This is a genomic window from bacterium, assembly GCA_035295165.1.
GTDB lineage: Bacteria > Sysuimicrobiota > Sysuimicrobiia > Sysuimicrobiales > Segetimicrobiaceae > JAJPIA01.
On the sequence record DATGJN010000093.1, the window covers coordinates 25771 to 38575 of the forward strand.

The following is a 12805-nucleotide window of genomic DNA, read 5'->3' on the forward strand; positions in this document are numbered from 1 at the left end:
GCGTCTGGAATGCCAGGGCCGAACATCCTGCCTGTCCGTCGCGGCGCTCGCCCGCGAGCTGCGTTGTTCGGTCGATACCGCGCGGCGGCCCCCGTGTCGTGACGCAGACCGTGAACCGCCCCGCTCGCGTGGTGTTCGTTCACGGGGCAGGTGGGATGGCACGCGCCTGGGATCTGCAGCGGCTCGCCTTCCCCGACGCGGTCGCGCTCGATCTCCCTGGACACGCGGAACCGGGCCCGGGTTGCCGGCGAGTCGAGGACTACGGCGCGTGGCTCCACACGACCGTACAGGCGCGCGGGTGGGTTCCGGCGGTCATTGCCGGCCACTCCATGGGCGGCGCGATCGCGCTATGGTACGCGCTCACCCACCCAGACGATCTCGCGGGCATCGTATTGATCGCGACCGGCGCGCGATTGCGTGTGCACCCGGAGATTCTGGCCGCGCTCCGCCGCGACTATCCAGCTGCGGTCGACCGCATCGTGCAGCTCTCGCTCGGGGAAGGTGCGTCCCCCCGGCTCCGCACCCGCCTTCGCGAAACGATGCTCGGCATGTCTCCGGACGTGACGCTCGGCGACTTCGAGGCGTGCGATGCGTTCGACGTGCGCGACCGCCTGGGGGCGATCCGACTGCCGGCGCTCGTCGTGGTGGGTAGCGAGGATCGGATGACGCCGCCGCGGTTCGCGGAGTACCTGTGCGACCACCTCGCGGGTGCGCGCCTCGTCGTGGTCGCCGGCGCCGGGCACAGCGTTCCGCTGGAGCGTCCTCGCGAGGTCAATCAGGCGATCCGGGAGTTCCGCGAGACGCTCGGCGCGGCACCGCACCTCCCGCCGCCCTCAACTCCGTGAGGAACAGTCCGATTCCGGCGGCCGCGAGGGCGGCCGAAAGGGTCCAGAAGAGGCTCCCGTAGCTTCCCATCCAGCTTCCCAGCAGCGCGGCTCCGATGGGGGCCAACGCCCGCGCGCCGTTCGAGCCCACGGCGATCGCCCCGCTGACGCTCGCGTAGTACCGGCGACCGAACGCGTCCGCGACCGCCGACGGCCGCGCGAGGGTGGCCATGCCGTTCGCGGCGCCGAGCAGCAGGATCGCGGGAATCAGTGCGGGCAGGCGCCCCACGAACGGCAGCATCGCCATCGCCACCGCCTGCGCGACAAACACGGATCCCGTGACCGCGCGGCGGCCGAGCCATGCCGCGACCGGGACGAAGAGCAGTCGTCCCGGGATCTGCATCGCGCCGATCCAGCCGACGGCGGCCGCGGCGTACGCCTGCGGGTATCCACGTTGAGTCAGGAACGGAATCAGGTGTACCGTGATCGTGACGGTGGCAAACGCCCCCACCGCGAACGCCGCATTGAGCGCCCAGAACACCGACGTGCGAAGAGCGGCCTGCAGCGTCACGCCCGTGCTGGGGGGCCCGACGGTGCTGCCGGTGGCGCCGTCCCCGGCGTGCGTGAGGCTCGACGGGCGGAGCACCAGCGCGTGGATCGGGATCGTCACCACGGCGAGGAAGACGCCGAGGATTTCGACCGCGTCGCGCCACCCGACCCGCGAGAGCAGCCACGCGCCCAGAGGCATGAAGATCGTGCTGGCGAGCCCTGCGACGAGGGTCACGGTCAGGAGCGCGCGGTCTCGGTGCCGGCCGAACCACTGCACGATCGCGGCGAACGCCGGATCGTACAAGGTCATCGCCATGGCGAATCCCATTCCGCACCACACTGCGTACAACATGCCCAGGCTGGTGGTGCGGGCCCAGGCAATGGTGAGTGCGGCCGCAAGACACGATCCCGCCGTCATGAGGCCGCGCGGCCCGGCCCGGTCCATCCACCGTCCCACCGGCACTGCCGCGAGCGCGGTGATCGCGAGCGCCAGCGAGAACGCGCCGGCAACCGAGATCGCGGACGCGTTGAACTCGTGCTCCATCGCCTGAAGGAACACCGGGAACCCGTAGTAGATGATGCCCCACGAGACGGTCTCGGTCACACACAGCGCCGCGACGATGATCCAACCGTAGTACACATGTGCCGCGTCTGGGCCGGCTGCGGGCTGCGGCGGCGAGATCATCTGCCGGGGCGCTCCGCGCGGCCGGACGCGCAAACGCCTGCGGAATGTTCGGAGCGTCGGTGGTGTGGACGTCGAGTGCGCATCACGTCGCCGTTTCGTTCGAGAGCGCGCGATCGGCCCCTGCCCGGCCCGGGGCACCCGTGGGCCGGCGCGGGGAGGACGGGCGCGGCGATCCGGGGAATATCACGCCATGTCTTCGACGACCGACGTCGACGCGTCCCGCGGGGCGTCCCCGCGCGATCTCCGGATGCGGATCCGCCGCGGCGAGTGGGACCGGCCCACGGCCGGCCTCGCCCCCGGGTTTGCGCAGGCCAACCTCGTCGCGCTGCCGCGCGAGCTTGCGTACGACTTCCTGGTGTTCTGCCAGCGGAACCCGAAACCGTGTCCGTTGATCGACGTCACCGATCCGGGCTCTCCCGAGCCGACCCTGGCGGCCCCCGGGGCCGATCTCCGGACCGACATCCCGCGCTACCGGATCTATCGGCGCGGTCGGCTCGACGCGGAGGAGACCGAGATCACCCGGTACTGGCGGGACGATCTCGTCGGGTTCCTGCTCGGGTGCTCGTTCACGTTCGAGGCGGCGATGGAGCGCGCCGGGTTGCCGGTGCGCCACATCGAGGACGGTCGGAACGTGGCCATGTACGTCACGTCCATCCAGTGCCGGCCTGCGGGCGCGCTCCGCGGACCGATGGTGGTCAGCATGCGGCCGCTGCCGCCGGCGGCGGTCCCGCGCGCGGTGCTCGTGACCGGGCGGTATCCGCGGGCGCACGGGGCGCCGGTGCACGCCGGCGACCCGGCGGCGATCGGCGTTCGAGACCTCGCGCGTCCGGAGTTCGGCGATCCGCCGCGGATCGAGCCGGGCGAAGTGCCGGTGTTCTGGGGCTGCGGCGTGACCCCGCAGGCGGTCGCCATGGCGGCGAAGGTGGAGTTGATGATCACCCACGCGCCGGGCCACATGTTTCTCACCGACCTGCTGGACGAGGATCTGGCGACCGGGTGAACGGACGGGCGCGTGCTACGGCGTTTGCTTGACCTCCACCCCGGCGATTCGCTCCCACACCTTCACCACCGCGACCGTGTCCTCGGCGTCGAGACCCAAGCTTCGGGCGACCGTGAACGTGAACAGCGCCCCGGTCGCGGCCGGCACCGGCAGATTGTGCTCCTGCGCGAGTTCCTGAGCCAGCCGCAGGTCCTTGTGCGCGAGCGCCACCTGAAACGACGGCTCGAACTCGCGCTTGAGAATCCGCGTGCCGCGTGCCTGAATCATCGGCGTCGCGGCGCTGCCCGCGCTCAATGCGCCGACGAGTTGGGCCGGGTCGAGGCCGGCGCGCACGCCGAGAGACAACGCCTCCGCGAGGATGGCCATCGAGGAGAGCGAGATCATGTTGTTGAGCAGCTTCGTCACGTGCCCCGCCGCGATGTCGCCCATGTGCAGGATCGTGCGTCCCATCGCGTCGAGCGCCGGCCGGATGCGGGCGATGTCCTTCGTGGACCCGCCGGCGTAGATCGTGAGCGTGCCCTCGGCGGCGCCGTGCACGCCGCCGGTGATCGGGGCGTCGACCATCGCGATGCCGCGCTCGCGAAGCCGGGCGGCCAGCGTCCGCGTCGACGCCGGCCGGCTCGTTCCCATGTCGACGAAGATGGCGCCGGCACCCGCGGTTTCCAACATTCCGCCGGGCCCGAGGACGGCGGCCTCGACCTCCGCCGAGGTGGGCAGGCACGCGATCACGATCGGGCAGTCCTTGATGAGCGCGGCGAGCGACCCCGCCACGTGCGCGCCCAGGGCTTCGAGCGTGCGCGCCGGCTCGGGCCGGTGGTGAATGAGGACCGTGACGTCGAACCCCTTGCGCACCAAGTTCGCGGCCATGGGCTGGCCCATGGCTCCGATGCCGAGAAACCCGATACGTTCCGCCATGTTGATGCGCCGCGCCCGGATCAGAGCGGCGGCGTGCCTCCTTGGGAATGGGATGATGATAGAAACGTTCGGATCGTCTGAGAGGGCTTCCTCCGGGCGAACACGTATCTGGGTGGAGAGGGGCAACCGAGGAGGGGTCCGTGACGCGGACGGTAGACTTTAACAGCGACCTGGGCGAGAGCTTCGGCGCCTACACGATCGGCGCCGACGCCGAGATGATGCCAGCGATCACGTCGGCGAACGTGGCGTGCGGGTTCCACGGCGGCGATCCGCTCGTCATGGAGCGAACGGTCCGGTTGGCGCGGCAACACGGGGTCGGCATCGGCGCCCACCCCGGGTTTCCCGACCTCGTGGGATTCGGACGCCGCGAGATGCGGTTGTCGCTGGACGAACTGCGCACGACGTTCATCTACCAGATCGGCGCGTTGGAGGCGTTCGCGCGCGCGCGGGGTGCGGCCCTGCAGCACGTGAAAGGCCACGGGGCGTTGCAGAACATGGCGGCCTACGACGAGGCGCAGTCGCGGGCGATCGTCGACGCGATCGCGAGCGTGGACCGCCGTCTGATCGTGGTGGCGTTCTGTGGGTCGGTCCTGGAACGCGTCGCGCGCGAGGCCGGACTTCGGGTCGCACGGGAGGCGTACGCCGACCGCGGCTATACGCGCAGCGGGGCGCTCGTGAGCCGGAGCCATCCGCGGGCGCTCCTGACGGATCCGGACGCGGTGGGCAGCCGGGTCGTGCGCATCGTCACCGAGGGCGTGGTCGACGTGGTTGACGGCGGCGAGTTTCGGCTGGAGCCCGACACGTTCTGCTTCCACGGCGACACGCCGGGCGCGCCCGCGCTGGCGCGGGCGGCGCGCAATGCGCTCACGCGGGCGGGCGTGCAGATTGCGCCGCTCGGGCAATGGCTGTCCTAGCCGCGCCGCGCGTGCCGTGGATCGACTGGGGGCGCACGATCGCCTATATCGATCACAACGGGAGCGAGATGGAGCGGGCGCGGCTGCGCGGCATACTCGGCCGGCCGCGCCCCGACGCGAAGGTTGTGCGGGCGCTCGAGGCCCGTCAAAACGAGGACGGCGGGTTCCCGTACGAGTTCGTGCAGGGCCGCGTGTCCACGATTGACGCGACGGCCACCGCGCTGAACTGGCTCGAGGATCTGCGGCTCTTCGACGGGCCGCACGTCGAACGCGCGTTGGTGTTTCTGCTCGCGGACCAACGCCCGGACGGGTCGTGGGACGAGCCGCCCGGAATCCTCCGGTATGCGCCGCCGCCGCGCCTGCTTCCCAGCGACCTCCGAGTCCGCACGGCGTCGACGGCGCTCGTCGGATACTGGTTGGCGCGCGCGGGCGGGCGTGACGACGCCATCGGGCGGGCCGCCGCATACCTGCGTGGACATCAGGCGCCAGGCGGCCGGTTTGTGGGCTTCCTGCGGACGACGTGGCTGGCCACGGCGTTTCTCCACCTCGTCGAGGGCCCGGGGTCGGACGCCGCGGTCCGCGGCCTCCAGGCGCTCGGGGCAGTGGACGGCAGCCGCTGGCGGCCCGGGGCTCTCGCCGACATGCTCGTACGTCTCGGCGGCGGCGGCGTGGAGGACGACACGCCGGTCGTCGTGCGCACCCTCGAGCGCCTCTGCGTGCTGTCCCAGCCCGACGGGTCGTGGGTGTCCGAGGACGGGGACGCCTATCACGTTGAGGCCACCTTGCAGGCACTGCGAGCGCTACTCCACTATGGCGGCGACACGGACGCGCCGGAGGGAGCAGGCGACGCCCTTCCCGAGGCGAACTTTGCAGACGAGGAAATCAGGGGATGACCGAACAGGTGCTGAAGGAACTGCAGGGCGTGGTGGGCGCGGCGCTCGAAGAGCGACGCGGGTTGGTCGTGTACTCCCGGCTCGAGCCCGTCGAGATCGACCGACTGGCGCGCAAGGTCGAGCGGGAGGCGCTCGAGAAAGTGCAGGGCCTGCTGCCGGAGGAGACCATCGATCAGCGGGTGCTCGGGTTGCGGAACCGGCTGCAGCGGATGCGGGACGAGCTCGAACAGTTGGGCGAACTGGGCAATATCCGGGAGCACAGCCGAAGCCTGCAAACCGATGAGATCGTGTGGCAGACGTTCGAGGACGTGGCCTGGATGCTGGGGGTGCAGTAGCCTCCGGCGGACTCAGCGCCGCCGCCCGCCGCGCTTCGCCTCCGTGTTTCGCTTGAGATCGAGCAGCCGCTCCTCGCTCTCCTTCATGAACCTGGTGAGCTTCTCTTCGAACGTCGCCTTCGACCGCGCGCGCGCCTGCCGCTCGGCGGGATCCAGCGCCTGCTTGACGGAGAGATCCAGCTTGCCCTTGTCGTTGTAGCCGAGCACCTTGACCTTGACGCGCTCCTGTTCCTTCAGGTAGTCGCGTACGTCTTTGACGTAGGTGTCGGCGATTTCGGAGATGTGGACGAGACCGCTCTTGCCGTCCTGGAGTTCTACGAACGCGCCGTAGTGGGTGATTTTGACGACCACGCCTTCAAGGACCGTTCCAGCCTCAAGGCTCATACCGGTGAAACCGAACCTCCCAGTGAGAGATGCAGAGCGTATTATAGCCCACCCCCCCAAAGGTGTCAACAAACTGCAACGAAACGTGCAACAAACGTAAAGGCACGTCGCGCCGGAGATCAAAAGGGGGAGGCGCCGCCCCCCGGCGACCGCCGGATGAAGCGGGAGGGCGCCCCTTTCGCGGCCCGGCGGCCCTTGACACCACGCCTGCGGTGTGGTGTTCTATCAAACAAGCCGCGAGTCCGCGCCGACCGCGTGGCCTTGGGTGCCGTGACGCCAGCCCAACGAACCGTTGGGGTGGCGTTTTTTTGTGCCCCGGGCGGCTTGAGGCCGGGACGCCTCCGATTGCGAGACCTGGACGCGCGTGGCGGCAGACCACCGCGCCTGTGACGAGGAGGAGGCACGATGACAACGACACCGACGCTCAACGGGGCGGATCTTGCTTGGATGATGACCGCGACCGCACTGGTGCTCCTCATGACGCCCGCGCTCGGCTTCTTCTACGGGGGCATGACCGGCAACAAGAACGTCCTGAACACGATCCTGATGAGCTTCACCACGCTTGGGTTCTCCCTGGTCGCGTGGGCCCTGGTCGGGTACTCGCTCGCGTTCAGCCCCGGCAGCGCCCTGCTGGGCGACCTCCGCTGGATGCTGCTCAACCATGTCAACCTGGCGCCCGGCCAGTCGTTGAGCCCCACGATCGCCCCTGTCATCTACATGGCGTTCCAGGCGACGTTCGCGATCATCACGACGGCGCTCGTCTCGGGCGGCATCATCGGGCGGATGCGGTTTCAAGCGTACCTGGTGTTCATCACGCTGTGGATCGTGTGCGTGTACGCACCGATTGCCCACTGGGTGTGGGGCGGAGGCTGGCTCGGGAGTCTCGGCGCGCTCGACTTCGCGGGCGGGACCGTTGTGCACGTGAACGCAGGAGTCGCCGCGCTTGTCGCCGCGCTCGTCGTGGGCAACCGCACGGACTACGGACGGCAGGCGTTCGTGCCGGGGAATGTCCCGTTCGTGCTGCTCGGCGCCGCACTGCTCTGGTTCGGGTGGTTCGGCTTCAACGGCGGCAGCGCCGTGGCGTCGAACGGGCTCGCCGCCCTGGCGTTCGTGAACACGTTCCTGGCCCCTGCGGGAACGATGGTGGTGTGGGCACTGCTCGACATGCGGCGTCTCGGGAAGGTGACCGCGATCGGGATCGCGAGCGCGATCGTCGTCGGACTGGTCGTGATCACGCCCGCGTCCGGCTTTGTGCCGCCGATCTGGGCCCTCGTCATGGGCGGGCTCGGCGCCGTCCCAAGCTACTATGCGATGCAGTGGCGGGCCAAGACTCCGGTCGACGAGTCCCTGGACGTCTTCGCCGGGCACGCGGTCGGAGGGGCGACCGGCGCGATCCTGACCGGCGTATTCGCGGTCAAGGCGTGGAACACCGTGCAGAACGGGTTGATCGCCGGCAATCCGCAGCAGATCCTCATCCAGGCGCTGGCGGTTGCCGGGGCGGCGGCCTACAGTGCGCTCGGTACGTTCGTACTCCTCAAGGTGATCGGCGCCGTGATGCCGCTGCGCGCCGCCCGTCAAGATCAGGCGCTGGGGATGGATCCCACCCAGCACGGCGAGGAAGCGTACACGGGCGGCGAGGGTACCGTGTTGGTGCTGCCGGAGATCTCGCCGCAACCGAAGCTGGAATCAGCGAGGGCGAAGGCATGAAGATCATCGTGGCGATCGTGCGTCCCGAGAGGGCCAACGACGTCTTGGAGGCGCTGTACAGGGCCGAGGTGCGCGGACTGTCGCTTAGCCGCGTGCAAGGGCACGGCGGCGAGCTTGAGCGCATGGAGACGTATCGCGGGATGACCGTCAAGGTTGAGCTCACCGAGAAAGTGCGCTTCGAGATCGGCGTGTCGGACCACTTCGTCGAGCCGACCGTGCGGGCGATCATGCTCGCGGCGCGCACCGGCGAGGTCGGCGACGGGAAGATCTTCGTGCTGCCGGTGGACAAGGTGTACCGAATTCGGACCGGCGAAGAGGACACGGCGGCGGTGACCCCGGTCGGCTGACGCGGCGGAGAACCGGTCGTCGTCGTAGAAGCAGCAGACGGACGGAACGGCGAATCTCGGAGCGGGCCAGCCGTCGGGCGAGCCCCGAGCGCGGGAGGCTGCTACGTACCGCATCGAACGCCTCGCCACCGCAGAGGTCGATGGGTATCTGGATCGGCTTGCTGACCTGCTGCGGGACGCGGTGGAGGACGGGGCGTCCGTAGGTTTCCTCCCGCCCCTGGCCGCCGCGGACGCGCTGGAGTACTGGCGCACCGTGCTTCGGGCGGTCTCTCAAGGGTCCCGCGTGCTCCTGGTCGCGCTCGACGGCCGCGACGTGCTGGGATCCGTGCAGCTCGATCTGGCGGCGATGCCGAACGCGCGGCATCGGGCGGAAGTGATGAAGTTGCTGGTGCACCGGCGTGCCCGCCGCAAGGGGATCGGCCGCGCGCTGATGCTGGCGATCGAAAATGCGGCCCGAGCGGCCGGGTGCACGCTGCTGGTGCTTGACACGCGGCGGGGTGATGCGGCCGAGCGGCTGTATGCGCACCTCGGGTACACGCGCGTCGGCGTGATCCCTCGGTATGCGCGCAGCGCGGCGGGGACGCTCGACGACACGGTGTACTTCTACCGGGAGTTGTAGGACCAGCGCGAGGGGGCCCGGGACCGCGCGGCGAATCGCTACGGGCGGGGTCGTGGGGGAGGACGGCTATGGATGAGGTGCGCCTCGACCGGCTCACCGCGGGGGCCGTCGGCGACGGCCACTACGACAAAGCCATCCTCCCGCTCGGTGCCACCGAGTTTCATGGACCGCACTTGCCGTACGGGACCGACACGATCGCGGCGGATGTCCTTGCTGGCGCTTTCGCGAAGGCGCTCGGACGTACGCTCGTACTGCCACCTCTGCAGTTCGGGGTCAGCTATCACCACCTCGCGTTCGCGTGGACCATTTCCGTCCGGCCGGAGACCCTCTCGTTGGTCATTCGGGACGTCGGCGACTCCCTGGTGCGCCACGGCATCCGTAAGTTCTTGCTGGTCTCGGCACACGACGGGAACGCGCCGGTCGCCAACGCGGCCGCGCGCCAGTTGTCACAGGACCACGGCCTGAGCGTCGCCGTCTTCGCGGGATGGCAGCGCAAGGCGAGGGCGGCGCTCGCGGGACGAACCGCTATCGATCTGGATCACGCGGGGCAGTCTGAAACGTCCCTCGTCCTGTACGCGGCGCCCCAGTTGGTACGATTCAACCTCGCGTCGACCCAGCGAAATGAACGATCCGACCATCCGGTTGATCTCGTGGGGAGCTACGCGGACATCGCGCCACTGGGCTATTCAGGCGACGCGGCTGGGGCGACCCGCGCCCAGGGAGAGGCCATCGTCGCGTCGCTGGTTGGGCTCGTTGTCCCGTACCTCAGGCTGCTCGACTCGCACGGATGGAAGGGCGGGTCGTGGCTGAGCGAGATCGAGTGATCCCTGCGGTTCACCGACGACCGAATCGATCCAATCCGCGCGCGCGGCTGGTCGCGCCTCCCCGGCGTCTCCGACGCGCCCGCGCCTAGAGGTGCAGCGTCGATATCAGGGAGGAGAGGCGCGTCCACAGGCGGCCGATCCATGCCCGCGCACCCGTCGGCGGCTGCGCCGCGCCTGGGTCCGGCGCCGGCGCGGTCACGGCGCCCGGGTCGCGCGCGGCGCGATCGAGGCGATCGGACGGCGGGCCTTGGGTAGGATCAGGATGCCCGGTCGCACTTCGTCCGCTTCCGGCCCCGTTCGGCCCCGCGGGCACGATCAGAAACTCGACCTCGCCCGGGCGCACCATGCCAAGCTCTTTGCGGGCCAGCCACTCCAGGTAGCCGTCGTCCGTCCTGAGGCGTTGGATCTCGTCGCGCAACTCCTGATTCGCGGCGATGAGGTCCCGCCGGTGCTGGTCGAGCTGGGAGGCCTGCCTCGCGAGGGCGTACGTGCGCGCGTACTCGGCTGCGAGTGCGGCGGTGGACCAGGCAAGCACCAGACTGACGGCGACCACCACCACGCGACGCCACGGGGACATGGAGGCCCGGCGCACGGCCTGAGCCTGGTTGGTCCCCTTTGGGGCCGCTTGATCGGGGCGGCGGGGGGTCACCACCTGATCGCCCCCGCACGCCGCGGGCTCGCCCAGAGAAGTGGCAGCGCCAGCGTGGAGACGCCGCCCGCCAGCGCCGCGCGCGCACGCTGCCACACGTCGAACGAGCGCAGCACCCCTCGCCAGAACGGCGTGAGCGTGCCGTCCCGCTGCAGCTGGAACCACGCGAGCGCCACCTGTCGCAGGTAGCGGGCGGTCTCCGGGTAGGGCGGGACCCCGCCGTGCTGCTCCACCGTTTCCGCGCCGGCGTTGTACGCGGCGAGCGCCAGCAGCAGATTGCCGTTGAATCGGCGGATGAGACGGCGCAGGTAGGCGGCGCCTACGTCGAGATTGGCCGCGGGGTCTTCCATGCACGGGGGCGCGGTCAGCGAGGCGGTCTCGGGCGCGCACGAGGGTGCGACGCCGACTTCGCGCCACGTTGTGGGCAGGACCTGCATCAGCCCGAACGCGCCGCGGCGCGAGTGGGCGCGGGCGTTGAACCCGCTCTCGGCAGCGACGACCGCCGCCACGAGCGCCGGGTTGACGTCGTGGGCGGAGGCGGCCCCGTTGATGAGATCGGCGTATGGGATGCCGTGCACGGGTCGAGGCGGAGCATCGCCCCGGCCAAAGCGCGAGAGCGCCGACCGCACGTGATCCGTCGTCAGCAGGTAGATGAACGTGAGTGCGAGTAGGAGGGCCGCCGCGACGCTTCCCGCGCAGATCTGGAACCATCGCGGCGCCCCTCCCGTGCGGCGACCGATGGCCATAGCTTTGGTCAGATTCTTGGCGCCGACACGGATTCCTTCCGCGGTCGGCCGACGATCGTCGCGACGTCTCCCGGCCGTCGCCCGGGGGGCGCGCCGCGTTAGCGGAGGTGCGCGAACGATACGCGCCCGGGGTAACGCGCGCCGGCGCCGAGCGTCTCCTCGATGCGGAGCAACTGGTTGTACTTACAGACGCGCTCCGAGCGGGCCGGCGCGCCGGTCTTGATTTGTCCCGCCGCGGTGGCCACGGCCAGGTCGGCGATCGTGACGTCCTCGGTTTCGCCGGACCGGTGCGAGATCACCGCCGTCCACCCCGCGCCGCGGGTGGCCTGGATGGCTTCGAACGTCTCCGTCAGGCTCCCGATCTGGTTCAGTTTGATGAGCACGGAGTTGCTCGCGTGTTGTTCGATCCCCCGCGCGATCCGCGCGGAATTGGTCACGTACAGATCGTCGCCGATGAGCTGCACGCGACGCCCGAGCCGCTCCGTGAGAGCCGTCCACCCCGACCAGTCGTCTTCCGCGAGCCCGTCTTCGATCGAGACGATCGGAAACCGGTCGAGCAGGCCGGCGTAGTACGCGATCATCTCGTCGGTGGAATGTCGGGTGCGCCCTCCGTCCAGCACGTAGCGTCCGTCGTGGAAGAAGTTGCTGGCGGCGGGGTCGATGGCGAGCGCGAGGTCCTGCCCCGGCGCATATCCGGCTTTGGCGATCGCGGCGACGAGCAGGTCGAGCGCCTCCTCGTTCCCCCCGAGCCGGGGAGCGAACCCGCCCTCGTCGCCGACGCCCGTCGTGAGCCCGCGCTCGAGCAGGATACGGTGCAATTGGTGGTAGGTCTCCGCCCCCATGCGCAACGCTTCGGCGAACGACGGCGCGCCCACGGGCACCACCATGAACTCCTGGAAGTCGAGTCCGTTGTCGGCGTGCTTGCCGCCGTTGACGATGTTCATCAACGGTACGGGCAGCGTCAATGCCTCGCCGGCGTTCGCGCCCGCGAGTTCCGCCAGATGTCGGAACAACGGCATCCGGCGATCCGCGGCGGCGGCCCGCGCCACCGCCAGCGAGACGCCGAGAATGGCGTTGGCCCCCAGGCGGCTCTTGTTCGGCGTGCCGTCCGCATCGATCATCGTCCGGTCGATCGCCGCCTGGGCCGACGGGTCGCGGCCGGCGAGCAACGGGGCGAGCGTCTTCGTGACCTGCGCGACGGCCGTGCGCACCCCGAGGCCCCCATACCGCGCGCGGTCGCCGTCGCGCAGCTCCAGGGCCTCGTGGACCCCGGTGCTCGCCCCCGACGGCACCGCGGCCCGCCCGGTCGCGCCCGAGTCCAGCGTGACGTCGGCTTCGACGGTTGGATTACCCCGCGAGTCCAAGATCTCTCGGGCCGTGATCGCAGTGATCTTCGACACCGCTGTGTCCTCCT

General features: G+C 70.0%; 15 protein-coding genes. 9 read left to right on the top strand and 6 right to left on the bottom strand.

Annotated features, from left to right (window positions below; translation table 11 throughout):
• Positions 1-131 precede the first annotated feature (131 nt).
• Positions 132-845, top strand: a complete 714-nt coding sequence (locus VKZ50_16285; protein HLJ61284.1) for an alpha/beta fold hydrolase — start codon at positions 132-134, stop codon at positions 843-845.
• Here VKZ50_16285 and VKZ50_16290 read toward each other — a convergent pair.
• Entirely contained in the window at positions 772-2058 is a 1287-nt protein-coding gene (locus VKZ50_16290; protein HLJ61285.1) for an MFS transporter, read from the bottom strand. The genes VKZ50_16285 and VKZ50_16290 overlap by 74 nt on opposite strands.
• A gap of 190 nt (positions 2059-2248) precedes the next feature.
• Here VKZ50_16290 and VKZ50_16295 point away from each other — a divergent pair, with 190 nt between their 5' ends.
• A complete protein-coding gene (locus VKZ50_16295) occupies positions 2249-3058 on the top strand; it encodes a putative hydro-lyase (GenBank protein ID HLJ61286.1) in 810 nt (269 codons plus the stop codon).
• A gap of 15 nt (positions 3059-3073) precedes the next feature.
• Here VKZ50_16295 and VKZ50_16300 read toward each other — a convergent pair whose 3' ends face one another.
• Positions 3074-3973, bottom strand: coding sequence for an NAD(P)-dependent oxidoreductase (locus tag VKZ50_16300; GenBank protein ID HLJ61287.1), 900 nt, complete (start codon positions 3971-3973; stop codon positions 3074-3076).
• 140 nt (positions 3974-4113) lie between these two features.
• Between VKZ50_16300 and VKZ50_16305 the strand changes: the two genes are divergently transcribed.
• The 3 genes from VKZ50_16305 to VKZ50_16315 are packed head-to-tail and all read left to right on the top strand — an operon-like array spanning position 4114 to position 6115.
• A complete protein-coding gene (locus VKZ50_16305) occupies positions 4114-4887 on the top strand; it encodes a 5-oxoprolinase subunit PxpA (protein HLJ61288.1) in 774 nt (257 codons plus the stop codon).
• Positions 4875-5780 (top strand): prenyltransferase/squalene oxidase repeat-containing protein, encoded by a 906-nt coding sequence (locus VKZ50_16310; GenBank protein HLJ61289.1) that lies wholly within the window; start codon positions 4875-4877, stop codon positions 5778-5780. Before VKZ50_16305 ends, VKZ50_16310 begins: the two co-directional genes overlap by 13 nt.
• Positions 5777-6115 carry a hypothetical protein gene (locus VKZ50_16315; GenBank protein HLJ61290.1) on the top strand — a complete coding sequence of 113 codons (339 nt, stop codon included), beginning with the start codon at positions 5777-5779 and terminating at the stop codon, positions 6113-6115. Before VKZ50_16310 ends, VKZ50_16315 begins: the two co-directional genes overlap by 4 nt.
• A gap of 12 nt (positions 6116-6127) precedes the next feature.
• On the opposite strand, the gene VKZ50_16320 is transcribed toward VKZ50_16315, so the two are convergent.
• Positions 6128-6499 (bottom strand): S1 RNA-binding domain-containing protein, encoded by a 372-nt coding sequence (locus VKZ50_16320; protein ID HLJ61291.1) that lies wholly within the window; start codon positions 6497-6499, stop codon positions 6128-6130.
• Between the two features lie 405 nt (positions 6500-6904).
• On the opposite strand from VKZ50_16320, the gene VKZ50_16325 reads away from it, so the two are divergent.
• The 4 genes from VKZ50_16325 to VKZ50_16340 all read left to right on the top strand — a co-directional run bounded on the left by VKZ50_16325 (position 6905) and on the right by VKZ50_16340 (position 9996).
• Positions 6905-8206: an ammonium transporter gene (locus VKZ50_16325; protein HLJ61292.1), complete on the top strand. Its 1302-nt coding sequence runs from the start codon at positions 6905-6907 to the stop codon at positions 8204-8206.
• On the top strand, positions 8203-8553 hold the full coding sequence (locus VKZ50_16330) for a P-II family nitrogen regulator (GenBank protein HLJ61293.1): 351 nt from the start codon (positions 8203-8205) through the stop codon (positions 8551-8553). Before VKZ50_16325 ends, VKZ50_16330 begins: the two co-directional genes overlap by 4 nt.
• Before the next feature lie 181 nt (positions 8554-8734).
• Positions 8735-9172, top strand: a complete 438-nt coding sequence (locus VKZ50_16335; protein HLJ61294.1) for a GNAT family N-acetyltransferase — start codon at positions 8735-8737, stop codon at positions 9170-9172.
• 68 nt (positions 9173-9240) lie between these two features.
• The gene (locus VKZ50_16340) at positions 9241-9996 is read left to right on the top strand and encodes a creatininase family protein (protein HLJ61295.1); all 756 of its coding nucleotides are present in this window, start codon (positions 9241-9243) and stop codon (positions 9994-9996) included.
• Positions 9997-10081: 85 nt separating this feature from the next.
• Here the strand turns inward: VKZ50_16340 and VKZ50_16345 are convergent, their stop codons facing one another.
• The 3 genes from VKZ50_16345 to eno form a co-directional block, all read right to left on the bottom strand.
• Positions 10082-10648 carry a septum formation initiator family protein gene (locus VKZ50_16345; GenBank protein HLJ61296.1) on the bottom strand — a complete coding sequence of 189 codons (567 nt, stop codon included), beginning with the start codon at positions 10646-10648 and terminating at the stop codon, positions 10082-10084.
• Positions 10642-11391 carry a lytic transglycosylase domain-containing protein gene (locus VKZ50_16350; protein HLJ61297.1) on the bottom strand — a complete coding sequence of 250 codons (750 nt, stop codon included), beginning with the start codon at positions 11389-11391 and terminating at the stop codon, positions 10642-10644. The genes VKZ50_16345 and VKZ50_16350 overlap by 7 nt, the downstream gene beginning before the upstream one ends.
• A 98-nt stretch (positions 11392-11489) precedes the next feature.
• The gene (gene eno / locus VKZ50_16355) at positions 11490-12791 is read right to left on the bottom strand and encodes a phosphopyruvate hydratase (GenBank protein HLJ61298.1); all 1302 of its coding nucleotides are present in this window, start codon (positions 12789-12791) and stop codon (positions 11490-11492) included.
• Between the last annotated feature and the right edge of the window lie 14 nt (positions 12792-12805).

Coding starts and splice junctions, on each gene's coding strand:
- VKZ50_16290 (HLJ61285.1), bottom strand. CDS start 2,058: ATGATCTCGCCGCCGCAGCCCGCAGCCGGCCCAGACGCGGCACATGTG.
- VKZ50_16295 (HLJ61286.1), top strand. CDS start 2,249: ATGTCTTCGACGACCGACGTCGACGCGTCCCGCGGGGCGTCCCCGCGC.
- VKZ50_16300 (HLJ61287.1), bottom strand. CDS start 3,973: ATGGCGGAACGTATCGGGTTTCTCGGCATCGGAGCCATGGGCCAGCCC.
- VKZ50_16310 (HLJ61289.1), top strand. CDS start 4,875: ATGGCTGTCCTAGCCGCGCCGCGCGTGCCGTGGATCGACTGGGGGCGC.
- VKZ50_16315 (HLJ61290.1), top strand. CDS start 5,777: ATGACCGAACAGGTGCTGAAGGAACTGCAGGGCGTGGTGGGCGCGGCG.
- VKZ50_16320 (HLJ61291.1), bottom strand. CDS start 6,499: ATGAGCCTTGAGGCTGGAACGGTCCTTGAAGGCGTGGTCGTCAAAATC.
- VKZ50_16325 (HLJ61292.1), top strand. CDS start 6,905: ATGACAACGACACCGACGCTCAACGGGGCGGATCTTGCTTGGATGATG.
- VKZ50_16330 (HLJ61293.1), top strand. CDS start 8,203: ATGAAGATCATCGTGGCGATCGTGCGTCCCGAGAGGGCCAACGACGTC.
- VKZ50_16340 (HLJ61295.1), top strand. CDS start 9,241: ATGGATGAGGTGCGCCTCGACCGGCTCACCGCGGGGGCCGTCGGCGAC.
- VKZ50_16350 (HLJ61297.1), bottom strand. CDS start 11,391: ATGGCCATCGGTCGCCGCACGGGAGGGGCGCCGCGATGGTTCCAGATC.